27 protein-coding genes, 1 tRNA gene and 2 pseudogenes are annotated in these 25,584 nt (G+C 40.7%); 20 read left to right on the top strand and 10 right to left on the bottom strand.

Features of this window, described 5'->3' with window-relative positions; genetic code table 11:
* The first annotated feature begins 19 nt into the window (after nucleotides 1–19).
* The gene (locus GHD25_RS03515; protein ID WP_164214976.1) at nucleotides 20–508 is read left to right on the top strand and encodes a CotO family spore coat protein; all 489 of its coding nucleotides are present in this window, start codon (nucleotides 20–22) and stop codon (nucleotides 506–508) included.
* A gap of 402 nt (nucleotides 509–910) precedes the next feature.
* Complete coding sequence (locus tag GHD25_RS03510; protein WP_205601319.1) at nucleotides 911–1,408, top strand: Dps family protein; 498 nt, start codon at nucleotides 911–913, stop codon at nucleotides 1,406–1,408.
* Between the two features lie 195 nt (nucleotides 1,409–1,603).
* Here the strand turns inward: GHD25_RS03510 and GHD25_RS03505 are convergent, their stop codons facing one another.
* Nucleotides 1,604–2,062, bottom strand: coding sequence for a CotY/CotZ family spore coat protein (locus tag GHD25_RS03505; RefSeq protein ID WP_164214975.1), 459 nt, complete (start codon nucleotides 2,060–2,062; stop codon nucleotides 1,604–1,606).
* A gap of 193 nt (nucleotides 2,063–2,255) precedes the next feature.
* On the opposite strand from GHD25_RS03505, the gene GHD25_RS03500 reads away from it, so the two are divergent.
* Nucleotides 2,256–2,492: a hypothetical protein gene (locus GHD25_RS03500; protein ID WP_164214904.1), complete on the top strand. Its 237-nt coding sequence runs from the start codon at nucleotides 2,256–2,258 to the stop codon at nucleotides 2,490–2,492.
* A 289-nt stretch (nucleotides 2,493–2,781) separates the two neighbouring features.
* Entirely contained in the window at nucleotides 2,782–3,036 is a 255-nt protein-coding gene (locus GHD25_RS03495) for a hypothetical protein (protein ID WP_164214974.1), read from the top strand.
* Nucleotides 3,037–3,087: 51 nt separating this feature from the next.
* Here GHD25_RS03495 and GHD25_RS03490 read toward each other — a convergent pair whose 3' ends face one another.
* The 8 genes from GHD25_RS03490 to GHD25_RS03455 form a co-directional block, all read right to left on the bottom strand.
* Entirely contained in the window at nucleotides 3,088–3,792 is a 705-nt protein-coding gene (locus GHD25_RS03490; RefSeq protein WP_240452208.1) for a DUF421 domain-containing protein, read from the bottom strand.
* Between the two features lie 116 nt (nucleotides 3,793–3,908).
* On the bottom strand, nucleotides 3,909–4,331 hold the full coding sequence (locus GHD25_RS03485) for a GNAT family N-acetyltransferase (protein ID WP_240452207.1): 423 nt from the start codon (nucleotides 4,329–4,331) through the stop codon (nucleotides 3,909–3,911).
* A complete protein-coding gene (locus GHD25_RS03480) occupies nucleotides 4,328–4,846 on the bottom strand; it encodes a YjcG family protein (protein ID WP_164214972.1) in 519 nt (172 codons plus the stop codon). The genes GHD25_RS03485 and GHD25_RS03480 overlap by 4 nt, the downstream gene beginning before the upstream one ends.
* A gap of 229 nt (nucleotides 4,847–5,075) precedes the next feature.
* A complete protein-coding gene (locus GHD25_RS03475) occupies nucleotides 5,076–5,810 on the bottom strand; it encodes an alpha/beta hydrolase (RefSeq protein ID WP_164214971.1) in 735 nt (244 codons plus the stop codon).
* Between the two features lie 65 nt (nucleotides 5,811–5,875).
* Entirely contained in the window at nucleotides 5,876–7,702 is a 1,827-nt protein-coding gene (locus GHD25_RS03470; RefSeq protein ID WP_164214970.1) for an ABC transporter ATP-binding protein, read from the bottom strand.
* Entirely contained in the window at nucleotides 7,692–9,422 is a 1,731-nt protein-coding gene (locus GHD25_RS03465) for an ABC transporter ATP-binding protein (protein WP_164214969.1), read from the bottom strand. The genes GHD25_RS03470 and GHD25_RS03465 overlap by 11 nt, the downstream gene beginning before the upstream one ends.
* 377 nt (nucleotides 9,423–9,799) lie before the next feature.
* Nucleotides 9,800–9,872, bottom strand: a tRNA-Val gene (locus GHD25_RS03460).
* Nucleotides 9,873–10,101: 229 nt separating this feature from the next.
* On the bottom strand, nucleotides 10,102–10,842 hold the full coding sequence (locus GHD25_RS03455) for a pirin family protein (RefSeq protein WP_164214968.1): 741 nt from the start codon (nucleotides 10,840–10,842) through the stop codon (nucleotides 10,102–10,104).
* Nucleotides 10,843–11,255: 413 nt separating this feature from the next.
* Here GHD25_RS03455 and GHD25_RS03450 point away from each other — a divergent pair.
* The 7 genes and pseudogenes from GHD25_RS03450 to splB all read left to right on the top strand — a co-directional run.
* Nucleotides 11,256–13,046: pseudogene (locus GHD25_RS03450) on the top strand (Xaa-Pro dipeptidyl-peptidase); the annotation flags it as partial.
* Between the two features lie 27 nt (nucleotides 13,047–13,073).
* Nucleotides 13,074–13,325 (top strand): FIMAH domain-containing protein, encoded by a 252-nt coding sequence (locus GHD25_RS20365; protein WP_462943518.1) that lies wholly within the window; start codon nucleotides 13,074–13,076, stop codon nucleotides 13,323–13,325.
* Between the two features lie 229 nt (nucleotides 13,326–13,554).
* Nucleotides 13,555–16,251 carry a M64 family metallopeptidase gene (locus tag GHD25_RS03445; protein WP_164214967.1) on the top strand — a complete coding sequence of 899 codons (2,697 nt, stop codon included), beginning with the start codon at nucleotides 13,555–13,557 and terminating at the stop codon, nucleotides 16,249–16,251.
* A gap of 314 nt (nucleotides 16,252–16,565) precedes the next feature.
* A pseudogene (locus tag GHD25_RS03440) lies at nucleotides 16,566–18,356 on the top strand (Xaa-Pro dipeptidyl-peptidase); the annotation flags it as partial.
* Nucleotides 18,351–18,620: an FIMAH domain-containing protein gene (locus GHD25_RS20360; RefSeq protein ID WP_462943517.1), complete on the top strand. Its 270-nt coding sequence runs from the start codon at nucleotides 18,351–18,353 to the stop codon at nucleotides 18,618–18,620. The pseudogene GHD25_RS03440 and the gene GHD25_RS20360, both read left to right, overlap by 6 nt.
* 323 nt (nucleotides 18,621–18,943) lie before the next feature.
* Entirely contained in the window at nucleotides 18,944–19,195 is a 252-nt protein-coding gene (locus GHD25_RS03435) for a transcriptional regulator SplA domain-containing protein (protein WP_164214966.1), read from the top strand.
* A complete protein-coding gene (splB, locus tag GHD25_RS03430; protein WP_164215140.1) occupies nucleotides 19,188–20,216 on the top strand; it encodes a spore photoproduct lyase in 1,029 nt (342 codons plus the stop codon). The genes GHD25_RS03435 and splB overlap by 8 nt, the downstream gene beginning before the upstream one ends.
* A gap of 280 nt (nucleotides 20,217–20,496) precedes the next feature.
* On the opposite strand, the gene GHD25_RS03425 is transcribed toward splB, so the two are convergent.
* Nucleotides 20,497–21,108 carry a DUF4352 domain-containing protein gene (locus GHD25_RS03425; protein ID WP_164214965.1) on the bottom strand — a complete coding sequence of 204 codons (612 nt, stop codon included), beginning with the start codon at nucleotides 21,106–21,108 and terminating at the stop codon, nucleotides 20,497–20,499.
* A gap of 430 nt (nucleotides 21,109–21,538) precedes the next feature.
* On the opposite strand from GHD25_RS03425, the gene GHD25_RS03420 reads away from it, so the two are divergent.
* From GHD25_RS03420 to GHD25_RS03380, 9 genes are all read left to right on the top strand, one after another.
* Nucleotides 21,539–22,000 carry a hypothetical protein gene (locus tag GHD25_RS03420; RefSeq protein WP_164214964.1) on the top strand — a complete coding sequence of 154 codons (462 nt, stop codon included), beginning with the start codon at nucleotides 21,539–21,541 and terminating at the stop codon, nucleotides 21,998–22,000.
* A gap of 18 nt (nucleotides 22,001–22,018) precedes the next feature.
* Nucleotides 22,019–22,492 (top strand): gas vesicle protein GvpQ, encoded by a 474-nt coding sequence (gene gvpQ / locus GHD25_RS03415; protein ID WP_164214963.1) that lies wholly within the window; start codon nucleotides 22,019–22,021, stop codon nucleotides 22,490–22,492.
* A gap of 21 nt (nucleotides 22,493–22,513) precedes the next feature.
* Nucleotides 22,514–22,780: a gas vesicle protein GvpJ gene (gene gvpJ / locus GHD25_RS03410; protein ID WP_164214962.1), complete on the top strand. Its 267-nt coding sequence runs from the start codon at nucleotides 22,514–22,516 to the stop codon at nucleotides 22,778–22,780.
* A gap of 65 nt (nucleotides 22,781–22,845) precedes the next feature.
* The gene (gene gvpO, locus GHD25_RS03405; RefSeq protein ID WP_164214961.1) at nucleotides 22,846–23,106 is read left to right on the top strand and encodes a gas vesicle protein GvpO; all 261 of its coding nucleotides are present in this window, start codon (nucleotides 22,846–22,848) and stop codon (nucleotides 23,104–23,106) included.
* A gap of 20 nt (nucleotides 23,107–23,126) precedes the next feature.
* Entirely contained in the window at nucleotides 23,127–23,894 is a 768-nt protein-coding gene (locus GHD25_RS03400; RefSeq protein WP_164215139.1) for a GvpL/GvpF family gas vesicle protein, read from the top strand.
* Nucleotides 23,894–24,154, top strand: coding sequence for a gas vesicle protein GvpG (locus GHD25_RS03395; protein ID WP_164214960.1), 261 nt, complete (start codon nucleotides 23,894–23,896; stop codon nucleotides 24,152–24,154). The genes GHD25_RS03400 and GHD25_RS03395 overlap by 1 nt, the downstream gene beginning before the upstream one ends.
* 2 nt (nucleotides 24,155–24,156) lie before the next feature.
* Nucleotides 24,157–24,975 carry a GvpL/GvpF family gas vesicle protein gene (locus tag GHD25_RS03390; RefSeq protein ID WP_164214959.1) on the top strand — a complete coding sequence of 273 codons (819 nt, stop codon included), beginning with the start codon at nucleotides 24,157–24,159 and terminating at the stop codon, nucleotides 24,973–24,975.
* A gap of 10 nt (nucleotides 24,976–24,985) precedes the next feature.
* The gene (locus GHD25_RS03385) at nucleotides 24,986–25,264 is read left to right on the top strand and encodes a gas vesicle protein (RefSeq protein WP_164214958.1); all 279 of its coding nucleotides are present in this window, start codon (nucleotides 24,986–24,988) and stop codon (nucleotides 25,262–25,264) included.
* Nucleotides 25,230–25,550: a gas vesicle protein K gene (locus tag GHD25_RS03380; RefSeq protein WP_164214957.1), complete on the top strand. Its 321-nt coding sequence runs from the start codon at nucleotides 25,230–25,232 to the stop codon at nucleotides 25,548–25,550. Before GHD25_RS03385 ends, GHD25_RS03380 begins: the two co-directional genes overlap by 35 nt.
* The last annotated feature ends 34 nt before the right edge of the window (nucleotides 25,551–25,584 follow it).

Raw genomic sequence — 25,584 nt, 5'->3', positions numbered from 1 at the left:
ATGTAAGGAGAGGATGTGGATGGTGAAGAGGAAATATGCAAGAAATCCAATGCTTTATATTCAACAGCCTGATAATAAATACCCAAAAGCTTCTATGCAGCATAGTTATAGAACCAAAAAAGTCTCCACCAGTAAAAGTTTAGAGGGAGGTTCTGTCAGGAGCCGCAGTTTCTTTGATGAAGAAAGAGAAGCGCGTGAATATGAAGAAAGTATAGTATTTGAAGAAGAATTAAATGAAGACGATGACCCGCAGGTTCATAGCGAAGATAAAAATGCCCGGAAAAAATTTAATGATCGCACACTGGAGGAAAAAATAAAGTATTTTACGGATGCCCCTTCCTACGCTCCAAAGAAAAAATGTGAAGTTAAAACGGAAAATAAAATATACCGGGGAATTATTATGGACAGGGACGAGGAGCACGTATTTATCAAGCTTGCCAACAGATCAAGAGCGGTGAAAATCATGATAAATGAAATAAAAAACATAAAACTTTTAGGTTTTTCGTAAGTAAGGACAGAGGCTGTCAGCAAATAGTTATATCTTTTGATGACAGCCTTTTTTTGTTTATTTCTCCCATTAAAATTCTTGGATCCGGGACACAGGAAGAGCAAATTGCGATATGAATAATTTGTAAACTAAAGCTATATAACTTTATCGTGATGAAATTTAATCAATCGCTGCTTATGTTTACCTATTATTTGCAAGGGTATAATTAATAATATCTATTTGAAATTTATTTCGCGTCAGGATCTGAATGATTTTATGAACTACCAGAAATGGACAGCCTGAAAAAAGCAGTAATTTTACCTGAAATAAGGGACGGCTTTTTCAATGATCATCCATTAAAGGTTTATATAGGAAGTAACTGGAACCGGATATACCATTATTATTTAGAGGGAGGAATAAAAAATGAGAGCAGAACAACATCGTCATACTCAACACGAGGAAACGGCAGCATTTATGGTAAACCATCTTGTAGCAAACCTAGGAGTACTAAATGTAAAACTTCACCAATACCATTGGCATGTCCAAGGACCGCATTTTTTTACGCTGCACGATAAATTTGAGGAATTGTATAACGAAGCTGATACGTATTTTGATGAATTGGCGGAAAGGGTATTGAGTATTGGAGAAACACCATACTCTACGTTGGGGGAGTTCCTGGAGCATGCTTCCATTTCAGAACAGACTTATGATAAAAGTTTAAGTGACCGGCAAATGGTGGAAAATTTAGTTGGTGATTATCGGACTATCCGGGATATAACCACAAAAGCCATCGAAATTGCCGATAAAGAAGGCGATGCTGTAACTGAAGATCTCATGACGGATTATAAAGGAAGTATTGACAAAAATATCTGGATGCTTCAAGCCTATTTGGGAAAAGGTGCATTAGAAGGGGAAGACTAATAAAGAAATGATTTCCTGTTAAAAACTTCAGAAGGAAATCAATCTGTTTAATTATCTTTCCAAAAATATAAGGGGCTGGCCCAAAGGTCATATCTTAACCTTCTGGGACAGCCTTTACCTTAAGCAATATTTTGCTTATATAGTGGAACTAAGCCTTTCATCATAAACGATTTTGCAAAGTCTGTTTTAAAGAAATTAGTTAATTGCATTTATTGCCGGCAGACATGTTACGTGGCAGAAGCAGTCTAAGTCTACAGTCATGCAGATTCCAGTAGCGCGTAATGGTTTAGTATCCTGGTCAACCGGGCTTTTTGGATCTCTGTCCTCATCTTTAGGGTCTCTCAGCAGCTCAACAACTGCACAGCAATCGTCATCTACTTTTTTCACCCGGAAATAAAAGCTGCCCATGATGTCTCCAATGCGGTCCTGCAATGCACCAAAACCTTTAAACGGTTTGCAGTCTCCTTTACAGTAAAGAATCACCGGTACAGTATCCAATCCGTTTGTTACGTCAGTCTCCCCCAGTAAATCACTGATAGACTGCTCACAGCTGGTATCACAGCAAGTTTCAACTACATCTTGTTGTGCCTCAGCAATTTCTCTAAGAATGTCACATACACAATGTCCAGTAGCATGCTCTTTTCCACAACCCATGAATTATTACTCCTTTCAAGTGGTATTGACTCAGTTGTCTCTAATAGAATATGTAGACGCATAATGTTTGTGTAGGCGTACATAATAAGATACTTGCATAATTATTTAAGAAATTCAGGGCTGATGACTATATCGGAATCAATAATTATACATAGACTATTATCGATAAAAAATATTTGGGAGTGATTCATTCATGTCTGATAAAAAACAGGTTATTCATGTAAAAGACCTTGTTATTAAAGCAGATAATGTTGTCTTAGACACACCTCAACGTCACCGCCCGCCGCGTCACCCGCTTTTCGGATTTCCGGGAGATAAGAGACAAGAAGAAGAAAGGGAAAGTGAATCATCAAGCTCCAGCTTTGACCTGGAAAGCAGTGATGAAAAGGGAAAAGATGATGATAAGAGGAAACCATTTTCATGGATATAACAATAACATGAATTATTTTGAAGCAGCTGCTTGTCTGGCTGCTTTTTATTTTAAGGTGTTTTGCGGGAAATAAAAAAGTAACCATGATTGCAGATAACTTGATCGAATCACATTCCAGGCGGGATTAACTGCTAATTGCTTTATATAGTCCTTCTGTTAAGAAATTTCCAAAAAGCCTTGACAATAAACAAAATTCATATAAAATTAAAAAAACAGGTTTAATTATTTTTATGCAGGGTATATATAAGTAGCCAATATTTTCACATTCAAAGGATGGGAGGCTTATCGCATGGGTTACATTTTGCCAATTGAGCATCATATCTATATGGATTATCATAACCGGGTAATCAAACAAAAGACGACCCCATATATAATTGAAAGGCCGTTCCGTGTCATCCTTGAAGAAGAACATCAAAGGTTATCAAGTGAATATGAGAGAATTAATAATACGTACCAAAAGACCTCCCCGCCAAATCCCCATAAACAGGAAGAACCGGACATGAGGTGGATGGGGAAGGGTAAACATGTGAGTGAAAAAATATAATGATCAGATAAAAAACTCCCGTATCATACATGAAAGTATGCCGGGAGTTTTTTATTCAAATTTCTGGTGATTGCGGTTAACAAATGGCAGGATAAATAATTTTTTCCCTTTATTATATTCCGCATAGAAAACATCTTCCACGCTTTCATAATCCTGTTCTTTCAGCTGCTCCACGAGCCATTCTTCTGTGAGGTTCTTTTCCTTAAGATTATCGTAAATTATTTCGCCGTCATTAATTAGTGTTACAGATATATTAACTTCCTGCGGAGAAATTTTCATATCACTCTTTGTAGGTGTTTGGAAAGGAGACTTTTTTAAAACAGAAACAGTTCCATTTGTTTCTAAAATGGCATGTTCCACTTCTTCCAGTGAAAAAATATCCTTTGCTCTCAGGAGAAGCCTGAGCTGATTTATATCAAGATTATTCTTTTTCATTACATCCCGGATCAGTTTTCCGTTATAAATAATGATGTCCGGGCTTCCTTCCAGCAGCATCCGTGTTCTTTTAAATTTTTGGGTAACGATTTCCGTAATGTATAATAAACCACCCCAAAGGGTTACGACGAAGGCAATTTGGGGAATGCCCGCCTTTTCATCAAATAAAGCATTTCCGACGAGTTCTCCAAGGATTAACGCAGAAATGAAATCAAAAGGTGTGATTTGGTTAATCTGTGTTTTACCTAAGATTTTAGTAAGTACAAACAGTGCAACGAAGCCGAATAAAGTATCGGCAAGCATGGATAAATAGCCTGTCACAGGGATCAGCTCCTTTTCACAGTCAGCTCTTAGTGTAACCCCTAAAGGAAATCCAATACATGATTTGCACCTGCATTATAAAAAACCCCTTCGCTTCAAAAAGGGAAGGGGTATAACTATAATTCTTTTATCATTGTAACATGCGGTATGCCTGCATCCATAAACTCCCCTGATACAGTATGGTATCCAAGGTGTCCATAAAAACCTTCCGCATGTGTTTGTGCGTTGAGTTTTGCTTTCTTATAGCCTTTTGCAATCACTTTCTCTTCCATCGCTTTGATGATTTGCTGTCCATAATGTTTTCCCCGATGTTCTTTCAGGACACAGATTCTTTCCAATTTACCATATTCATCGGTAAAACGCAGTCTGCTGGCTGCTGCCGGCTTGCCTGCTTCATATCCGATAAAATGAATGGAAGTTTTTTCATGCTCATCTATTTCTTCTTCTGGAGGTACTTCCTGTTCTTCCACGAATACTTTCATACGGACATGATAAGCATCATCCATCTCCTGATCTGTCTCTGCAACTATTATATTCACACTTTTTCCTTTCCGAAAACAAAGGTTTCGTGTACGGTCCATGACCCATTTTCCAACTGATACAATAATTGAAATCGATCTATTGTATCCTCAAATTGAATATTCCTCATGCCCAATTGTCCAAAGACATCGGAGTACTCATCATGCGACAGTTTTTGAGCGATGGTAATATGCGGAACAAAGCTGTGCTCCTGGTTTTTGGGAAATTTCCCTTCTTGCATTTTTTCATTCAGATCCTGCAGTACCTGGATCGGCTCCACTTTAAAATAAATTGTGTTTGTTACTGGAGCAAATGTACTTACTTTGTTTACATTAATGGTAAAAGGTTCTGTTTCGTTAGCAATTTTTTTAAGTTCAACTATCAGTTCGTCAATAAGCTCTTCATCTGCATCAAATGACTCTTTCAGCGTCAGGTGCGGCGGTATTAATGCATAGTGAGGATCATAACGCTTTCTGTACGAATTTGCTTCATCCTGAACAGATTTCGATGGGAAAATAGCTATTCCGAATTTCATCATAAAACCCTCCTTTAATTTTTGTGTTTAATGTGACATTGATCCTGTTATGTTTGAGTTATTTATCCATTATAACAAATAATCCTCCATAATGAGAGAGTTTTTTGACAGATAAGAGAATGCAGCACTTTCTTATCTGTCTATATGCTGGAAACATTTAGGTGAAACCCTTGTCGTCCCAATGAATACGACACCTTCACGATAGCCGGGTTTCCTCATACACGTCGTCTCAGGAAAAATGGCTAAACATCGTTTTCAAAACCCGTTTCATGTCATTTTGCCAGTATTTCCATGTATGAATACCGCCTTCCAGTTCGTGGTACGTATAACTTGCTCCTTTCTCGAGCAGAAGCCTGTTTAACTCACGGTTTGGTGCCACAAAGTCCATGGTCTGGTTGTCTGTCATTTTAACTTCTGTTTCCTCTGTGCCGATTGTATGATAAATATCCATAGAATGTAAACTTTCTGTGTTATTTATGGTGTTGAGCACCGTTTTATCTACGTAAGGGGATTGCATGATTACCTTGCCAAAAGTATTGGGATATTTCACCGCTGTCATGAGTGCAAGTGTGCCCGCCAGTGAATCTCCCATCAGGGCTCGTGTATATCCCATATGATAGGTCGGAAGTTCATCATCCAGCAGGGGTACTGCCTCACGAACTAAAAAATTCGTATAGGCTTCATTTTGCTCTCCTGCAGGATGATATTTTTTTCTCCGGTCGTACTTGTCCTGATAATGGATACCGACAAATACTGTATTGGTTATTTCTCCGGCATCGTGCAACCGATCGCTTAATGTAGCTATTCTGCCCATTTGGAAATAGTCATTCCCATCCTGCATAATACATACCGTGTATTTATAAAGGTCCGAAAACTTTTCCGGTTTGAAAATTTTGATGGTCATTTTTTCATTCAGATATTTACTTTCTATTTCCCTCTCTGTCATTGTCCCTTTTCTGCCCATTTATAACACCCCAAGCCTATACTTTTGCTTTTATGTTTTTCTTTCGTTTTCCAACTCCATTATAATCATAATCCGCCCGCTTTATCTAATAATTGACCTCTGTAAAGCTCATAATAGTTGCCGCGCTGATCAAGCAGTGTTTCATGTGTGCCTTGTTCTATAATTTCACCATGCTCCAGCATGATAATTTTATCCGCTTCCTGAATCGTATTCAGGCGATGGGCGATCACAAAGCTTGTTCTTCCTTGCATGAGACGTTTTAGTGCATCCTGAATTTTAATTTCCGTAATGGTATCAATATTACTGGTTGCTTCATCTAAAATGAGAATGGAAGGTTCAGCGAGCAAAGCCCGGGCAATCGTCAAGAGCTGTTTCTGACCTTGGCTGATGCCGCTGCCTTCCTGATCAAGCAAGGTATCATATCCATCGGGAAGTTTTTTGATAAAGTCGTGCGCATTTGCATCTTTTGCTGCCCGGATAACTTCCTCATCATTGGCATCCAGTCTGCCATAGCGGATGTTTTCCCGGATGGTTGCATGAAATAAAAAACTGTCCTGCAAAACAAATGCCATGTGACGGCGGAGACTGGAACGTTTAATGTTTTTTAAATCCGTCCCATCTAACGTTATATTCCCCTCATCGTAGTTATAAAAACGTGAGATAAGATTAATTATCGTTGTTTTTCCTGCACCGGTATGACCGACAAAGGCAACAGTCTCGCCCGGTTTTGCCTCAAAATTGATATCTTTTAAAATTGTTTCGTCCTCATATCCAAATGATACATTTTCAAATTTAATATGTCCGTCCGTTTCTCTGATTTCCTTCGCATGCAGTTCATCCGTTTCCTCTTGCTTTTCATCGATGACATTAAATACCCTTTCTGCACCCGCTATTGCGGAAAGCAGCATATTAAACTGATTGGAAAGTTCATTTAAAGGTCTGGTAAACTGACGGGCATATTCGGTGAAAATCACGATAATCCCTACCGTGATCATGCCGTTAATGGCAAGCAGTCCGCCAACAAGGGCGATTAAAGCAAAGCTGAGGAAGTTCAGCATATTCATCACCTTTGGAATAAACCCGGAAATTGTCAAAGCCCAAAACCCGGAGCGGTTCAGATTATTATTCCGTTCTTTAAATTCACCGATGACACGTTCTTCCTGGGAAAATGTTTTTACAATATGCTGACCGGATACGATTTCTTCCACATAGCCATTTACCTCGCCCAAATCATTTTGCTGCAGCTTATACAGCGGCCCGGTTCTTCTTGTAATCCAGCGCATGCCGAGAAACATGGCCGGGATAATCGACATTGTTACGACAGTGAGCAGCGGGCTCAAATAAAGCATCACGGCAACCGTGCCAACCAATGTCAAAACACTGGAGAAAATCTGAATGACTGACTGGTTCAGCGTATTATTGACGTTATCAATATCATTGGTAATCCGGCTCATTAATTCTCCGTGCTGCCGTTTATCAAAATAGGAAATCGGCAGTCTGTGAAATTGATAAAAGAGATCTTTCCGCAGTGAATGTACTGTATTTTGTGCGATACCGACCATCCAGAAGTTTTGCAGGAAGATGGAAACGGAGTGAAGCACGTAAACAATGAATAGCCAAATAATCAGTGTGACGAGACCGGTACTTTCTCTTGTCACAATAAAGTCATCGACAGCCATGCCGATCAAAAATGGACCCAAAAGCGCCATGGCTGAACTGATAAGCACCATGAGGATCACTAGAATCAATCTGAACTTTTCACGCGACAAATAAGACCATATCCGTTTGATGGTTCCTGCAGCATTCTTTGCTTTTCTTTCCTTATTAATGTCAATCGTATCGAGTGGAATTTTTTCGTATTGAAAAGGTTCTTTCAACTGGTTACTTTGCATATGCATACTCCTTTCCAAATTGGGATTCCACAATTTGTTTATATAAAGCAGAAGAGGCAAGCAATTCATCGTGTGTCCCGACAGCAAGAATTTCTCCATCATCCATGAGTAAAATGCGGTCGGCACTTTTGGCGGTCGAGATCTTTTGTGTGATAATAAGTGTGGTGCATTGATAATCCTGAATAGCTTGAAGCAAACGAGATTCAGTAGCAAGATCCAGTGCACTTGTACTGTCATCCAGCATCAAAATTTTTGGTTTGCGGATGAGTGCTCTGGCAATAGAAATGCGCTGTTTTTGACCGCCTGATAAATTTACCCCTTTTTGCCCGACTTTTGTTTCATACTGATTCGGCAATTGCAAAATCGTATCATGAATTTGCGCATCCGTTGCTGCTTTAACAATTTCTTCTTTTGTGGCGCCATTTTTTCCCCAGCCGATATTATCCGTAATCGAGCCGGTAAACAAAAGCGGGCTCTGGGGAACATATCCAATGCTTCCGCGGAGTTCTTCCATCTTATAGCTGCTGGTTTCTTTTCCATCAATAAAAATATTGCCCTTTGACGGTTCATAAAGCCTTGGAATAAGTTGAAACAAGGAGGTTTTCCCTGAGCCTGTAGCACCGATTACGGCAAGTTTCTCCTGAGCATCAACTGTAAAGGAAACATCTTTTAAAGTGTTTTTTTCCGCAGACGGGTATTGGAAGGAAACATGCTTGTATTCAATTTTGCCGTCTTGCACTTGTGCATTTTTGCTTACTTTCCCTTGATCGGCTGTGTCCGTATCTAATGTCAGAACCTCACTTAAACGATTTGCAGATGCTTTCATTCTGGAAAATGCCATAATAATAAACGTAAACATGGAGATCGACATGGCTACACGCATCGCGTAATTCACAATTGTAACCACTTCCCCAACGGTAGTCTGACCGGCAGTTGCCTGCACATTGCCAAACCAGATGATGAAAATAAGGCTCAGATTCATCACAAATAATAAAATTGGCATAGAAGATTCCACGAAACGGAATGTCCGGCGTGTACGGGCTGCAAGCTCCGTGTTGGCATCCATGAATCGGTCTTCCTCATGCTTCCGCCTGAAGAAAGCTTTAATCAGCCGCATGCCTGCAAGGTTTTCCTGCATAACACGGTTGACATTATCGACACTTTTTTGAACTTTATCGAACATATTTCCGGCAACCTTCAGCACCCATAAAAGAAACAGGATAAGCAGGGGAACAGTTACCAAAAAAATTAACGCAAGGCGGGGATTTACAATAAATGCCATGATTACTCCGCCGATCACAATCAGCGGTGCTTTAGACATAATACGAAGTGCCATAAAAATGGTATTCTGAATTTGCCGCACATCGTTCGTAAAACGGGTAACCAGTCCGGATGTCGGATACATATTTAAATTGGCAAATGAAAAAGTCTGTATTTTTTCGAATAATTTTTCCCGTACATCCCGGGCAAACCCCCAGGCTGTGTGTGATGCATAAAATGAATTAATAATACCTGCAACAAAGGAGATAAATGCAAGGCCAATCATAATACTGCCCCACATGACAATATTGCCCATGTCCTGATTGACAACTCCATCATTAATCATCATCCCGAGGAAAAATGGAAGCAATAACTCGACGGAAAGCTCCACCAGCATCAGCAAAAATGCCAAAGCAGCAGGCAGTTTATATGGCTTTAAAAAAGAAAAAACAGTTTTCAAGACGACCCTCTCCATCTGCTAAAAATAAGTGTTATTTTATTATAATAAGAAAAACAAATATAATCCAACCTTTTATTTCGGGTTTCGAAATGTTTTTGCAACACCGTTACGGTTCTTGTGTTACAGGTGCAAATTTGTTTTAATAAACAGCGAGATTACTGATTTTGTGAACTTTGGCAATTTCACTCAAAATATATGTACTATCCTGACCCTCACTGATAAAACCAGGAAAATCCTTTATGAGTACTGAAATAAGTAAAAAAATAATCTTCGCCGTCATCAAACCGATTGGATTAGGTGCGATTTAAAGCGTTACAACCCTTTTGTCTTCTATTCAAATAAAAAAAGAACCCTTTTTTATTAAGGGTTCCGTGGTATGATTCCGATTGGGCTCGAACCAACGACCTCTACCCTGTCAAGGTAGCGCTCTCCCAGCTGAGCTACGGAATCGTATAGAAAATGTTACTAGAATTAATATATATAAAATGTGCCGTTCTGTCAATAGAAAAACCTGTTTTGAATAACCCTGCAGTAGGAAACATGGAGCAGGCACTTGGAAAATATATATAAAAAACCGGAATTTAATCCGGATTTTTATATTTGAAATATTATCGGCGCTAATGCTACGGTCTTTCCACACTTTAACAAAAAGAGGCCTCAGGACGGCAGGGGAATCATATTACTGATTCTGAATACCACTAATAGTGCCATCAAAAGTCATTGCCGCCTCCATATCAACAAAGAATAACACCATTGTTGCATCTTCATTTGCTGTCACGGGTGGAAGTTTCTGGTCGAGATCAGTGACAGCTTCAAACTTTTCAAGCGTGATATCCCCGATTGCCACTTCACCTCTCATCACATAGAGAAAAGGTTTAAGGCCTTCATAGACTGGCACTTCCAGCGATTGCCCGGATTTTGGATGGGCATCCAAAATATACGTGTTCTGTCTGACAATTAGAGGTGCCTCACTGCCGTCCGGTCCTGCCATAAGGTACCAATCATCATTGGATTTTGGTTTTTCATGAAATTGGATATCAGGCGCGAGATGAGAGGTGTACGGCCTGACAAAAATCTGCAGCATTTCGACGTCTTCATTTTTTGCCTTTTCTTCATGCCAGAAGCTTTCACCGGCATTCATCAACATCAGCCTGCCTTTTTCAATCGTATCTTTAAACCCGCCCGAATCCGTGTGATAGGAAATTCCTTCCCAAACATAGCTTAAAACTTCATCGTTAACATGCTCGTGCATTTTAACCGTTAATCCCTTTTTCATAAAGGCATGATCAATGTTGGAAAGTGGTCCGAAAGCCATGTCTTGTGTATCTGTTTTATAGATTTTCCCTGGATGAATTCTTTTAATTGTAAAATAGCCTTTATGCGGCTCCGAATATCTCCCGGCTTCCAGCTTTCTAAGCAACATTTTCCCTCCGTTCTGTACCCCTTATATAAAGTATGAAGGAGAAAAAACAGGCTGGCAAAGAAAAAGATTGGCTGGTTGAAATGGTCTCCCTTTTTGCAGCCAAACTTAGTGGATCGACTATGTTTTTAAGTAGTTTTGACCTATATAATATTTATATTAACAGTATAAAGGTTCTGTTTTTTAGGAAAAGTGTTTTATTTCTATAAAATACTTGGTATGATTACCTCAAACTTTAAAGTTTTAACTTGAAATATATGGAAAACAAAGGGCGGATAAGCTTTATGACATATTTTATTCCCGATATTCTATGAATCTTGGAAAAAGGAATCTATTTTAAAAAGGAGCTGGACTTATTGACGAAAAGAATTTTTATTTTGTTGTCTCTGTGTTTAATCCTTTTAGTCACTCCCATGGTAAATGGAGAAATTGCTTTTGCCGATGAAGATGGACAAGCTGCTCCACTAAACCTGAATGGTCTTATTCCTGAAACTGCTTCGGAGTCTGCAAATATTAAGGTTGAGGAAGGCATGACGCAGCCGATTTATTCAACAGGTGATGTAATATTTGAAAATGTATATGTCGAAACAACGGTTGACAGTGATGCTGACGGAAAACCGGATCAAGTTGAAATTGAAATCATGCGTCCGAATACGGAACCGGGAATTCAGGTACCGGTCATATTTGAGATGAGCCCGTATCGGGGCGGATCAAATGCCATCGAATATTACGATATTGAACACGAGCTTTATGCTGTTGGAGAGCATCACATTTATTTCGATCAGTTTGAAATGGGTGAACGTATAGAGGAAGGAACGATTAATGCACAATTGGGCAGTTATGGAGATTATTATATTCCTCGGGGTTACGCTGTCATTTTAGGGTATAGCATCGGTGCCGGAGGATCGACGGGATGCCCGACTACAGGAGGGGAGAACGAGATTCTTGGCACGAAAGCAGTAATTGACTGGTTAAACGGAAATGCCCGGGCTTTTACACAAGATGGTGAAGAAGTTACTGCTGATTGGTCAACCGGTAATGTCGGCATGACTGGTGTTTCCTATAATGGCACACTCCCGAATGGTGTAGCCACAACAGGTGTGGAGGGGCTTCAGACAATTATACCGATCGCCTCCATAAGCAGCTGGTATGATTACTACCGCGCGAACGGTGCTGTATCCGGAAATCCTCAATGGGATGCTGACCTTTTGGCGGAGTATGTGATGACCCGGGATGATCCGCAGGTTTGTGAAGATGTACTGTCAGAGATGGTAGAAAATCAGGATCGTAAAACAGGTGACTATAATGATTTTTGGGAGGAGCGCAACTATGTTAAGGATGCAGGAGATATTAAGGCCAGTGTGTTCGTTGTCCATGGTCTTAACGACTGGAATACAAAAACGAAACAATTCTCCCAGTGGTGGGAGGCTTTAAGCGAGAATGATGTAGATCGAAAATTATGGCTTCATCAGGGGGCACATGAAACGCCCAGCTCTAATAATTGGCAGGAAACACAGCATAGATGGTTTGATTACTGGCTGTACGGTATTGAAAACGGAATTATGAATGAGCCAATCGTTGATATTGAGAGAGAGGATGGTACATGGCATAAACAGGATGCCTGGCCGGAAGATGAAATGAATGAAAAAACACTTTTTTTGAAGGCTGGAACAAATGGGGAAAGCGGTATTCTCAGTGGTGATTCCATTGTCCATAACCCCATGGATACTGAGTATTTTTTTGACAACCAGTCTATGAGGGATTATGGAATCATTGGAGACATGGAGTTAAGCAATTCTGATCGTTTAACCTACCTCTCCCCGGTGCTGACGGAAAAGGTTCGAATCAGCGGGACCCCAGAAATTACTATGGAGGCGAGTATTGACCGCCCCGTCACAAACCTGACTGTATTACTGGTAGATTATGATGGAGAGAGCCCGAAAATTATTACAAGGGGTTGGATGGATCCGCAGAATTTGGAGTCATCTTCCGAGTCAGTTCCACTAATACCAGATCAGAAATATTCTTTTACGTGGGACATGCAGCCGCATGATTATTTGTTCGAGCCTGGAAGTCAAATCGGTATCGTTATTGATCAGAGTGATTGGGGTCAGTATTACAACACCATTCGCCCAGAACCTGGTGCCAAGCTTACAGTAATACCGGCACTTAGTGAGTTATCACTGCCGATTATAGGAGAAGCTGATGCTTTAACGGTAACTGCAGAAAGTATGGCTTTATTGGTGGAACGCTTTGAGGAAGAAGGGGCATTCGAAAATGAGGACACAGTTCACTCCTTAAAGCTTCATTTAGCTTCAGTGAATCGTTTTGAGAAGCAGGAAGATGTGGACAAGGTTGTCCGGCATATGGAGAGAGGCTTTAAACAGCTGCTTGTCTATCAGATGGACAATGGATTGATTTCAGAGGAAGCTTACAGCACCCTTATGGCTCAAACTAATTACCTGATAAAAAAATGGAGGTAAGCGGGGATCATTGAGGAATTATCCGCGTTTCTGCTCAAACCAATCCCCGAAGGAGGTGATGGAAAAGTTTTTTCAAGGATTAGCCAATGGAGAATAATAAATTTTTGATCAGGGATGAGGCTAAGAAGGTGTCTAAAGATGCCGGCGATGAAGAAATGGGATGAATGAAAACTACTTCTGAGAATGAAGCATAAGTCAGATAAACATATTGTTATCAAATAATGGGGTGATGTTAATTAAAAAATATCTATTAGTAATCTTATCAGCAATTTTTATTGGCATAGGTATTACTGGATACCATGGGAACGGGTCCGTCTCGGCAGAAGAAAATGATTTGAAACCGGGAGATGTAAATGTCGTTCCTCTCCAGGAAACAGGACCTGCGGAAGATCGATTGAATTTAATTATTTTCGGTGACGGTTATACAGCTGATGAGATGGATAAATTCCGTGAAGATGTTGACCGAAATCAAAATGTACAGTGGAGTGTGGAACCATTTCGCAGCTACCGGAATTATTTCAATGTTTACATGGTGGAAACACCTTCTGCAGACTCCGGGATCAGTTGTGACCCGGATGATGAAAATATCCGCCGCAATACTGTTTTTAATTTAGAGTTTGATAGAAACTGCCCGGCCGATGAACTGGAAAGAAGAATTATGTATGGGGCGGGCGGATCGGAAAAGCGAAGTGAGATTCTCAGCGAACATGTAGCACCTGCATTGGATATCCCTGCGGATGCCCAAAACATGCAGACATTGATACTTGCTAATACTTCCACTTATGGTGGCATAGGAGGGACGCATGCCACTACTTCCGGCGGCAGCCCCCAGGGGCCTTTAGTTTCATTGCACGAATTGGGCCACTCATTGGGAAATCTTAATGATGAGTATGCTTACTATTATCGTGGAGAACCAGGCGGAGTACATCCGAACCAGGAACCAAGGTCTTTCCATCATACGCGGATGACTGCTGAGGAAATGATTGAAAATGAAGCCAAATGGTGGCGTTGGCTGGGGGAAGAAAGTGAATCCGGAGGTATTATTCGGGCAGCCGACCCTGATGGTTATGAAAGTGGACTTTACTATGACAGCAACGTCTGGCGGCCAAGCAAGCATTCGATGATGAGACATACCGGTTTTTATTTCGATCAGGTTGCTCGTGAACATATGACCCAAAGAATTACTGGGATGCGTAATCGCGGGGAAATGCCACTGTCTTCAACACCTGAAGGGGAAGTAGGTAGTGAAGATGTTTTATGGGTTGAAACTATGTATCCAAGGTTTCATGAACTCACTGTAACCTGGGAAATTAATGGGGAAGAAGTTACATCTGAACAGAATAGCCGCTATCTGGAATTGGCTGAGTTTGAGTTGAAGGTTGGTGACGCTATAAAAGTGACAGTGAGGGATCAAACTGAATTCGTACGTGATCCGGAGTTTCTGGAAGGACCGAGGATGACCCAAACCCGCGATTGGATTGTCGGTGAACCTTTGCCGAAGAAGGATACAGAGGTACAATTTACGAACCATGCATCAACAGAGCGCCCTCTTGCACATAATGAAATTGCTTATGTTGAAACAGCTAATCCAAATGACCGTGTATTGGAAGTAATGTGGGAGTTAAATGGCGAAGAGGTTATGGCTGCCCGAAATAGTCGGCTATTTGACCTGAGTGCTCAGGATCTTCCCGAAGGTGCTTCCGAGTTGGCTGCCATTGTGCGTGATCCCCAACAAACGGATGGAAACCCGGATACGGTGATCTGGACCGTTGACAATGGTATGCCAGAGGCCCCAAGAACACTTTCCGAGCCGCTTGCATCATTGTCTGAAGAAGGTAACCACAATGTGTACTTCAATGAGTTTGATATGACACTTGAACCAGAGGACGACCAGGAAGGTTTTGTTGTCGGTGAGCTTCGATTAAACGGAAATGGCTGGTACAATTACTTTGGATTCCCTGATGAAACCATTGATTCGCCATTTACATTCTCTCATTCTGGTACTGATATCAAGGAACTCACTTATGGAAACCTCGGCACGGGCGGATTATCAATAGTAACTTTTGAACGAACCTATACAGAGGAAGATCCAGGTGGAGCGTTTGTGCCCGGTTTCGGTACACACACCATTGAGCATCGCGCTATTGATGCTTCCGGAAATATCGGGACGGCTGAAGAATTCACTGCAACCGTATTGCCTGGTGAATCACCTGTATGTACTGAGACTATTTCCGGTGATCATAACGGTTCACTAGTAATAACTGAAGGTATTATTTGTCTTGACGAGGCTGTTGTTAACGGTGGTGTCGAAGTGGAAGACGGTGCTTCGCTTGTAGCTTTCAACAGTTCAATTAATGGTAGTTTATATGCTGACAACGCAAATACTGTGCAAATGTTTGGAACAACTGTGGGCGGTGCATCTACCATCAATGAAACAGCCAGTGATATCACACTTGCAGGGAATGAGTTTAACGGCAATCTCACCCTTTCTGATAATGTTCAGGTTTCCGCCAATGAGCAATATGGAGCATATGGACCTATATTTGCAGGAAACACGCTTAATGGTTCGTTGGTATGTAATGGAAATAATGACGATGTGACCGACTTTGGTGCTGCTAATGTATTAAACTGGCCTGCAATCGGGCAGTGTGCTGAACTTGGCGTTAGTGTTCCCAGCATTAAAAGCCTGGTGGAAGAACTGAAGGAAGAGGGAGCGTTCTCCAATGCAGCAGTCACTCGCGCTTTACAATTGCATTTAACGGCAGTGGCTCCTTATGAAAACCGGCAGGAAGGAGATAAAGTCATAAAACATATGAACGGTTTCCAGGTCTTGCTGGATCATCAACTAGCAAATGAAATGATCTCGGAAAAGGCATATGACAGACTAAATAATCAGGTTGAAGCATTAAAAAACGTTTGGAGATAGTTTATAAGAGGCGCTGTGAATGAGAAAAACGCACATTTTCCAGGCTTTTAGTGAATGTGTCAATTTTATTGTACTGAATGTTTTAAAGTTTCAGCGCGGGGGATTCACTACTCTGCGTAACAATAGTTCCTCGTTCCACGATAAACACTTGGGAATGCGGAACAGCAGATCTTCCTCTTATCTTTTATACGTGCTGAAATTTTATACTATTTTATTCGGTACCAAGGTGCTTTCACAGCGCACTTTTTAAAAAATGGGGGATAGATGTGAAAAAAATTTCATATTTAGTAGTCTTGTCCGTCTTGTTTTTGTCAATGTTTACCGGAGGGAATGGCTTTAATGTAATAGAACGTTCCACTGTATCTGCATCGGGAAATGAAATCGCCTTGAATGGTCTTATTCCGGAAACGGCTTCAGATTCCGCAAAAATAGAACTTGAAAATGGGATGACATCACCGATTTATGCAGCGGAGGACGTAATTATTGAGAATCTATTTGTAGAGACTGAAGTTGATAGCGATGGTGATGGGGAACTTGATGTTGTCTCCATTGAAGTGATGAGACCCAATACTGAACCTGGCATTAAAATTCCGGTAATATATGAAATGAGTCCTTATCGGGCAGGAATAAATTCGATTAATTTTCATGATGTTGATATAGACCTGACACCGGTCGGGAAAAATCATCAGGCAATCCCTTATGCATATGAAACACAAAGGCAAAATCTTGGCCGATTAGGAAATTACTATGTACCGCGCGGCTATGGGGTCATTCTTGGGGAGAGTATCGGATCTGGCGATGCAACGGGATGTCCAACCACGGGTGATGAAAAGGAAATTCTGGGAACAAAAGCAGTCATTGATTGGCTGAATGGAAATGCAAAAGCATTCAACGAAGAAGGTGAAGAAGTCAGTGCTGACTGGTCAACAGGAAATGTTGGCATGACTGGAGCTTCCTATAACGGGACACTTCCAAATGGTGTGGCCACTACTGGTGTTGAGGGGCTTAAAACGATTATACCGGTGGTTGCGATAAGCAGCTGGTATGATTATTATCGCGCAAATGGTGCAGTAGTGGCTCCGGGAGGCTACCAGGGTGAAGATGCAGATAACTTGGCAGAAGCAGTATTAACGCGGGAAAATCCTGAAGTCTGCGAAGATGTGATTGCCGAGTTATATGAAGGTCAGGATCGAACGACCGGTGATTATAACGACTTCTGGGCAGCCCGTGATTATTTAAAAAATGTTGATAAAATTGAAGCCAGTGTACTCGTTGTTCATGGGCTTAATGACTGGAATGTGAAAACAATGCAGTTTGCCCAGTGGTGGGAAGCACTTGGAGACCATGATGTCACTCGTAAAATGTGGCTGCATCAAGGTGGTCACGGCGGGACATCTGCCAATAACTGGCAGGAAACGGAAAATAGATGGTTTGACTATTGGCTGTATGGCATCGAAAATGGCATCGCGGATGAGCCTATGATTGATATCCAGCGCGAAGACGGCAGCTGGGATCAGGAAGCCGACTGGCCAGCGGTAGATATGAAGGAAGTTTCTCTTCATTTTAATGAAGCAAACGACGGAGAGGGCGGCATACTCACTATAAACGACAATGCTGGAAATGGAGAGGAAGTTTTTAGTGATGACCCGATGATTCGAGCAAATCAGCTGGCTGCTGATCCGCAATTAAATAATCCGAACCGTCTGGCTTATGTGTCACCGGCATTGACCGAAGATGTTCGTCTGAGCGGTATACCGGAAGTTAAGATTGAAGCGAGCATTGACCGTCCGGCTGCCAATTTGACTGCCCTGCTCGTGGATTACAGCGGAACTAGTCCAAAAATTATAACAAGGGGTTGGATGGACCCGCAAAATCGAAATTCCGTTGAACAATCTGAAGCGGTCGTACCCGGTGAAGTATACACATTTGAATGGGATATGCAGCCAAAAGATTACGTATTTGAAGCCGGCCACCAAATTGGTGTGGTAATTATGGCAAGTGATTATGAATATACCATTCGCCCGCCGGAAGGAACAAATATCACCGTACTGCCGGGTAACAGCAAGATCACTTTGCCGCTTGTTGCAAATACAGAAGCTATGAAAATAAGTGCAGCCAGTCTGGAAAAACTTGTTGGCCAGTTTGATAATGAAAATGCATTTTTGGATGAAGAAGCTGTTCGTGCATTACAATTGCATTTAAAAGCTGTTGGCCAATATGAAAACCAGGGAGAAGCTGAAAAAGTGGTCCGGCATATGAATGGTTTCCAGTTGCTGCTTGACTATCAGTTAAATGAAAAATTGATTTCCCGAGAAGCATATGACAGCATGAATATTCAAGCAGAAACCATGATTAATGAGTGGGATTAATATGAGGTGCTGCAGTGGCGGTGAAACGCTGCTGCAGTACATCCTTTTGGGTACCGCCTGATTTATTTCCCGGTTCCAATAAAAGACTAAAGTGTGTTGGCAAAATTCATCCAAAAATAATTTATAATGAAAAACAATCAAATTTCATACAGGGATAAAAAATATAATCATTAAAACAGTTTTTTCCTATTGGGATCATCTTATTTCCAGACCATCCTTTTATACCTCTTATTGTCACAGTTGATAACAGGGATTATGAAACATAATATGCTGTGAAGTGGTAATAATAAGGGGAATAAAATGAAGGAAATAGGTGGTATAATATGGAACAACAATTTGAACCAGGTGAAATTGTTTATGTGATCATTCGAAACCCGCATGCGCAGGATGTTGCGCATGTGCAACAGGCGGCAATTGTACAGCATCCCGAAGATCCTGATGAATTAGCGCTTTTTTCCCATGAACACTACTATCCACTTTCGGATGAATTTGCTATTTTTCACTCAGAAGACGAAGCTGAAGCAGCTTATCAGGAAGCTTTCGGCGGAGTGGAAGATGGTGAATTCCATGGTTAAACCGTTTATGCCTCAATTGGTTTACGCAGAACCGCGTGCATTGGAGTATCCAAATGGAAAAAGGCTAATTTCAAAATTCGAGGATATGGGAATAGAAATACGAAAAACCACTTCACACAATCAAATACGCAATCTGCCCGGAGAAAATCACTTTCAAAAATATCGCAATGCAAAGTCTACCTTAGTTGTAGGTTTGCGAAAAACATTAAAATTCGATACATCCAAACCCTCGGCCGAGTATGCCATTCCACTTGCCACCGGCTGTATGGGGCATTGCCATTACTGTTATTTGCAGACTACGATGGGCAGTAAACCGTATATCCGAACCTATGTGAATACCGGTGAAATTTTTGATGCTGCTCAAAATTATATGGATGAGCGGGCGCCGGAAATAACAAGGTTTGAAGCATCATGCACCTCCGATATTGTGGGGGTGGACCACCTGACACATCATTTAAAGGAAGCAATTGAGTTTTTTGGCAAGTCCAAGTATGGAAAACTCAGGTTTGTAACGAAATTTTCACATGTCGACCATTTGCTCGATGCGGAACATCGCGGGAAAACTCGTTTTCGCTTTAGTATAAATGATGATTATATCATTAAATACTTTGAACCGGGCACCTCCAGATTACATGAACGGATAGAAGCTGCGGTTAAAGTAGCTGAGGCAGGATATCCACTGGGCTTCATAGTTGCGCCAATTTATCTTCATGAAAATTGGGAAGAAGGATACTTGGAAATGTTCGAAAAACTGGAAGCATCCCTGCCTGAATTTGCAAGGAAAGATTTGACTTTTGAAATGATCCAGCATCGCTTTACGAAACCCGCTAAACGGGTTATACAGGAAAATTATCCAATGACTAAGCTGGAATTGGACGAATCTAAGCGGAAAACAAAATGGGGAAGATATGGGATTTACAAATATGTATACCGGGATGAACAGCATGAAGCGATCAAGGACACGATTGGCGGCTATGTAAAACGTTTTTTTCCAGAAGCGAAAATAGAATATTTTACGTGAATCAGCTTGTTCTCTTTCGTTAAACAGAAACCATATTGAGAGACCCCTTTATTCATAATAACTAAATTGAATAAAGAGGTCTTTTTGTTGATAAATACATACCTGTTTGCTTTATTGTACACTGCAATGCCAAACACTATTTGCCTGGTTTATTTTTTGCTCAGATTACACTGGATAGGATTTGTTTAAATTGAAATCAGAGTGAATATAGATAGAAGTAAAAAAAAGGAGTCCCGCTGAAAATTAAAAGAGGGATGGTTGATAACCACCCCTGAAAATATTACTGCAGATTTATTTTTATCATATCACCTGACCAAAAACTCGGTTCAAACTGCAACTGAAGTTCCGGGTCATCAGCTGGCTGTTCAAAGACAATGGTGCCAGAGACAGTACCGCCGGGAGCCAGTTCCCCTGATTCAAGTGCAGTATCACTATCAATAATGGTTAATGCCTGATCCACTATCTGTCCTTCACTATTTGCCATTTTAAAGTTAAACGGATTATAGGAGATGTTTTCTTCACCTGAATTTTCTATTTCAACATGAACAATTACGTATTCATTTCCTGATTTAGGCTGATCAAATTCATCCCCATCAGATTTTTCAACTTCTGTTACCGTTAAAACGTTATCTCCTAATTGGACTGCTTCCCCAACGGAAAATTCGTCCTCTGTCAGTTCTTCCTCGTCTGCTTCAGTACCTTCTTCTCCCTCATCCGTACTGTTATCTGATTCTGAAGCATCATCAGCAGCTTCTTCTGAATCTTCGTTTGCTACAGCTTCCGGCTCTGTTTGATCTTCTCCGCCGGTACCGGCTATACCTATCACCAAGACTATGATGATTAACCAAAACCACCACTTTTTATAGAAAGGCTTCTTCACCTTTTCAGACATAAAAAATACCCCCTGTATAATGTCAATATAAGTAAATCACGACTAAAGTATAACATAATTTCCAACTTAAAAGTAGTTCTTTAGATCTATTTGACTTCCAATATAAACCAAAAGATAGTAAATAATAACTGTTATAAGTGTTTTTGATTATATAAATCTTTTCTTTTCAAGAGAACAAATTCATTGTAATTTTTTCTTTTATATACGTGTTACCTTATCTTTATTAATTTGAAATGATTGAAACAATATATTAATACGGTAAATAAGATGTACTGCCCATCAATTCATTCAAATTTACGCTGCAATTTTTTCGTTAAAAAACCGGTTAAATGTGGAAAATAACAAAATTATTTTTGATTACATGTTTTGAAATTACTTGAAAAGGTAATCTATCAGTAAATTTAATATAAAGAAAGTTTGGTGATGCAGGTTGACAGAACAGCGGAACCAGGAGGAATCCGGGAACACGGCTCACCAATATGTTCCAACGCCTAATAACTCGTCCGGCATTAGACCAGCCTTGATAGGGAGTGCTGCCGGCATAGGAATTGGTTTATTGGCGAGTCCGGCTGCCGGAAGGAGTATGGCAGGTGCAATTATTCAATCTAAACTGTTGAGAAACAGTACGAGAGAGCTTTGCCGCAGTGTACAGGGAATGATCACCGAGCAGGCGGTATATTTGTTAAAACAGGGTGTGGTGAATTCGATTTACCAATACCGGGGAGAATTGGGACAACTTTTAAAGAGATCCTCTTCATCATCGGGCCCTCAGCAAAGCTTAAGTGAGGATCAATATATCGAGTTAAAAAAAGAAAATGAAAAGCTGAACGATAGACTGGGAAATATTGAAGAAAAATTGGATAGTTTATTGGAAAAATTGAAAGACAGTTAATGTGAAAGAAGGTGGAAAATGGCCGGACCGGTTAAAAAAACTGCAGGAAAAATAGCTAAGAAAGCAGTGGAAAAAGCACCGGATGAATGGAAGGAAAGCTTAAAAGAGAAGGCACAGGAGCAATCAGCCAAAAAAATAGAGGAAAAAGCGCAATCGAAAGTCATAAAGGCAGCAGATAAACTGGAAAAAAACAAAGCAGAAAATGCTGATAAAGTGCATAACAGAGCTGAGCAGGCAAAGGAGAAAACGCAGGATGCTTTATTGACATTGAGAGACAAACTGAAAAAAACAAAAGAAACTGGAGATATATTCCAGTCGAAATTGGAATCCTCCCGCGGTAACGACAAAAAGATAAAAGGAATTCACCAAATCAAAGGTGTTTCAGATATAAAAGGGATTTCCGGCATTAAAAGAGCTTCAAATATAAAAGGGCCGGCAGAAGTAAAGAAATCATCTGATGTCAAATCTTTATCTGACATAAAAAATCACTAACAGACGAGAGGAGAATGAATTATGGGTGTACAAAAATCAACAGACAGTTCAAGTTTGGCAGAAGTGATTGATCGAATTCTTGATAAGGGGATCGTTATTGATGCCTATGCGAGAGTTTCAGTCGTAGGTATTGAAATTCTCACAGTGGAGGCAAGAGTGGTCATTGCCAGTGTGGATACATGGTTGCGTTATGCAGAAGCAGTAGGTCTTTTACGTGATGAATTGGAGGATGAAGAGCTATCTCTTGAGAATCAGGAAAATGAACGGAATCCGCAATTCAGTATTTAATCATAGGCAGAAAGAAGCCAATTATTTTAGGCTTCTTTCTGCTGCTGTTACACAGGAGGCAGGCAATGGAGATTAAAGAGGTAATGAAAAATGTGAATAATTTTTTTGCTGAACATGTGGCACCCCCGCATAAAATCACAGCAGTGGAGCAAGGGGAAGAAGAAGGCTGGAAGTTGATGCTGGAGGTCATTGAAGAAAAAGAATATATGAAGAAATATGCTAAAGATGAAATGGTTGGCGTTTATGAGGTGAGTGTAAACGGCGAAAAAGAGGTTACTTCATTTAAGCGGCTGGATATACGCTATCGAAGCAAGGTGGAGCATTAATATAACGAGTGGAAGGTGGAATCATGGAAGGGCAGAAAACCGGAATCTATATTTTTTGCGGAATTCAAACAGAGGAAGAGACTGCATTCGGGGATTTTGAAATGGAAGGAGACACAAGAACAACTTTTACGATTCATTATAAAGATGCAGCCATGGTTGCTGCAGAGGTTCCCATGAAAATTTATCACCCCAATAAACAAAATTTAATGATGCATCAGCAGATTTTGGCCAGGGTAATGAAGGAAAATGATACGGTAATCCCAATCAGCTTCGGGAATATTTTTAAATCACGAGAAGATGTGAAAGTACTGCTGGAAAATCTTTATCCGCAGTTCGAGGAGCTCTTTCCCAAAATCAAAGGAAAGATAGAAGTGGGATTAAAAGTGATCGGTAAAAAGGATTGGCTGAGGAAAAGGGTGCATGAAAACCCCCAAGTGGGAAAGATAGCTCAAAGCGTTCAGCGAAAATCGGAAGCAGCAGGCTACTATGACAGAATTCAGCTGGGGGATGCAGCTCAAAACATGATCACCGGCCTGCAAAAGGAAATAGAAGCAGATATTTATACGCCACTGGAAACAGAGGCGGAGGCTGCTGCAATCAACGATCCGATCAGTGAAACGATGCTGCTCAATGCTTCCTTTTTAATCAACAGGGATAAAGAGGAAAAATTTGATGAACTGGTAAACGAAGCACATGACAAATGGAAGGATTATACAGATTTTAACTATACAGGTCCATGGCCTGCATATAATTTCATTAATATTCGATTGACCGTGGAGGAAGCATAATGCTGCATAAACTGGTAACCGCTCCATTAAAACTGGTAAAAACCGTCGGGGAAAAGGTACAGGAAGAAGTGGATAAAGAACGCTATGATCTGCCAACCATACAAAAAAAATTGGCACAACTGCAGATGAGTTTTGAACTTGGTGAAATTTCACAGGAAGAATATGAACAAAAAGAAGAAGCACTATTGGAACGTTATGAAGCTGCTAAACGAGAAGAACTGGAACAGTGGGAAGAATTAACGAAACAAAGGAATGAGTGAATATGGAGAAGAAAATATACTTATACGGTTTTATTCCAACAGAGGAATTGGAGAGGACGGCTTTACCGGAGCATGAAGGATTTGATGAAAAGGAAAAACTTATCTCCATTCAGGTGGACAGTATTACTGCAATTGTTTCCAGGCTGGATCCCGATGCTTACACGGAGATGGTCATTGAGGATAAAATCAACAATGATCTGGAATGGCTCCAGAAAAAAGCATACCATCATCACGAGGTTTTAATGTTTTTAAATAAAAATTATACAGTGGTACCTTTATCGTTTTGCACCATTTATAATAATCAGGATAGTTTAATAGAAACTGCTTCATCTCAAGCGCATGAGCTGGAGGATTCATTTGCGGAGATTGGCGGAAAAGAAGAATGGAATCTGAAAATCTACTACGATGAGGAAAAGGTAAAGCGATTGGTAACGGAAAACAACCCTGTCATGCAAAAAAAACGGGAGGAAATTAAAGAACTATCACCAGGAAGACAATTTTTTGAAAGAAAAAAGATAGATAGAATGGCAGAAAAGGAAATGGACAAGGAACTGAATGAGCGCTGCAATGAAATTCACCTGGAGCTTTCCGGCTTAGCTACCCGCTCGGATGTGAAAAAAACACTTGGCAAGGATGCAACCGGCAGGAAGGATAATATGAGCTGGAATAGTGTATTTCTGCTGCAGGAATCTGAAGTTGACAGATTTGTCGAAAAAGTGATGAAAAAAGACCAGCAGCTCAATGGATCAGGACTGAAAATGGAAGCAACCGGGCCATGGCCTGCATATCATTTTTCAAATCTTTCGAAGGCAGCAAAGTGAGGAGAGTTAAATGCCCACAGTAAGAGAAACAATCCAGGATAAAGAAGTTGGGTTAATTGATGTGCTGGATGTCATTCTTGATAAAGGTGTAGCGATTAGGGGTGACCTTATCATCTCTATTGCCGGAGTGGACCTTGTCTATCTGGATTTGCGGGTATTAATCTCATCTGTTGAGACATTGATACAGGCATATGAAAAGAATGATAGGGAAATCACCTCGGAACAATTCGATCAGGAAAGGAGAGCGATTGAAGATGCCACAGGGAACTCCGGGAAATGGAGAGATTAGCCTGCATTCAAATCCAACTAAGAGTTCAAGGATTGATCTTGATCCCGAAAAGGCAGAAGACGGGCTTGCGGAACTGGTAATGACCGTAATAGAGCTTCTTAGACAGATTGTGGAAAGACATGCAATCAGAAGGGTGGAAGGAGGCACACTTACAGAGCAGCAGATTGAAGATGTCGGAGTAGCACTGATGAATCTGGAAGACAAAATGGAAGAATTAAAGGATGTATTTGGTCTGGAAGCAGAAGACCTGAACATTGACCTCGGCCCGCTGGGAAATCTATTATAGGTAACTTCTGAAGCTTGTAAAAGGAGGCAGAATA

The sequence above is a fragment of the Virgibacillus aidingensis genome (genome assembly GCF_010994035.1).
Classification (GTDB): domain Bacteria; phylum Bacillota; class Bacilli; order Bacillales; family Amphibacillaceae; genus Virgibacillus_N.
Note: the sequence above shows the minus strand (reverse complement) of the source record. Positions and strands in the feature narration are given on the sequence as shown.

Bases quoted from the DNA above. Each gene is read 5' to 3' on its own strand.
- GHD25_RS03515 (WP_164214976.1), top strand. From the start codon at position 20: ATGGTGAAGAGGAAATATGCAAGAAATCCAATGCTTTATATTCAACAG.
- GHD25_RS03510 (WP_205601319.1), top strand. From the start codon at position 911: ATGAGAGCAGAACAACATCGTCATACTCAACACGAGGAAACGGCAGCA.
- GHD25_RS03505 (WP_164214975.1), bottom strand. From the start codon at position 2,062: ATGGGTTGTGGAAAAGAGCATGCTACTGGACATTGTGTATGTGACATT.
- GHD25_RS03500 (WP_164214904.1), top strand. From the start codon at position 2,256: ATGTCTGATAAAAAACAGGTTATTCATGTAAAAGACCTTGTTATTAAA.
- GHD25_RS03495 (WP_164214974.1), top strand. From the start codon at position 2,782: ATGGGTTACATTTTGCCAATTGAGCATCATATCTATATGGATTATCAT.
- GHD25_RS03480 (WP_164214972.1), bottom strand. From the start codon at position 4,846: ATGAAATTCGGAATAGCTATTTTCCCATCGAAATCTGTTCAGGATGAA.
- GHD25_RS03475 (WP_164214971.1), bottom strand. From the start codon at position 5,810: ATGGGCAGAAAAGGGACAATGACAGAGAGGGAAATAGAAAGTAAATAT.
- GHD25_RS03470 (WP_164214970.1), bottom strand. From the start codon at position 7,702: ATGCAAAGTAACCAGTTGAAAGAACCTTTTCAATACGAAAAAATTCCA.
- GHD25_RS20365 (WP_462943518.1), top strand. From the start codon at position 13,074: ATGGCTTTATTGGTGGAACGCTTTGAGGAAGAAGGGGCATTCGAAAAT.
- GHD25_RS03445 (WP_164214967.1), top strand. From the start codon at position 13,555: ATGTTAATTAAAAAATATCTATTAGTAATCTTATCAGCAATTTTTATT.
- GHD25_RS20360 (WP_462943517.1), top strand. From the start codon at position 18,351: ATGAAAATAAGTGCAGCCAGTCTGGAAAAACTTGTTGGCCAGTTTGAT.
- GHD25_RS03435 (WP_164214966.1), top strand. From the start codon at position 18,944: ATGGAACAACAATTTGAACCAGGTGAAATTGTTTATGTGATCATTCGA.
- splB (WP_164215140.1), top strand. From the start codon at position 19,188: ATGGTTAAACCGTTTATGCCTCAATTGGTTTACGCAGAACCGCGTGCA.
- GHD25_RS03425 (WP_164214965.1), bottom strand. From the start codon at position 21,108: ATGTCTGAAAAGGTGAAGAAGCCTTTCTATAAAAAGTGGTGGTTTTGG.
- gvpQ (WP_164214963.1), top strand. From the start codon at position 22,019: ATGGCCGGACCGGTTAAAAAAACTGCAGGAAAAATAGCTAAGAAAGCA.
- gvpJ (WP_164214962.1), top strand. From the start codon at position 22,514: ATGGGTGTACAAAAATCAACAGACAGTTCAAGTTTGGCAGAAGTGATT.
- gvpO (WP_164214961.1), top strand. From the start codon at position 22,846: ATGGAGATTAAAGAGGTAATGAAAAATGTGAATAATTTTTTTGCTGAA.
- GHD25_RS03395 (WP_164214960.1), top strand. From the start codon at position 23,894: ATGCTGCATAAACTGGTAACCGCTCCATTAAAACTGGTAAAAACCGTC.
- GHD25_RS03390 (WP_164214959.1), top strand. From the start codon at position 24,157: ATGGAGAAGAAAATATACTTATACGGTTTTATTCCAACAGAGGAATTG.
- GHD25_RS03385 (WP_164214958.1), top strand. From the start codon at position 24,986: ATGCCCACAGTAAGAGAAACAATCCAGGATAAAGAAGTTGGGTTAATT.
- GHD25_RS03380 (WP_164214957.1), top strand. From the start codon at position 25,230: ATGCCACAGGGAACTCCGGGAAATGGAGAGATTAGCCTGCATTCAAAT.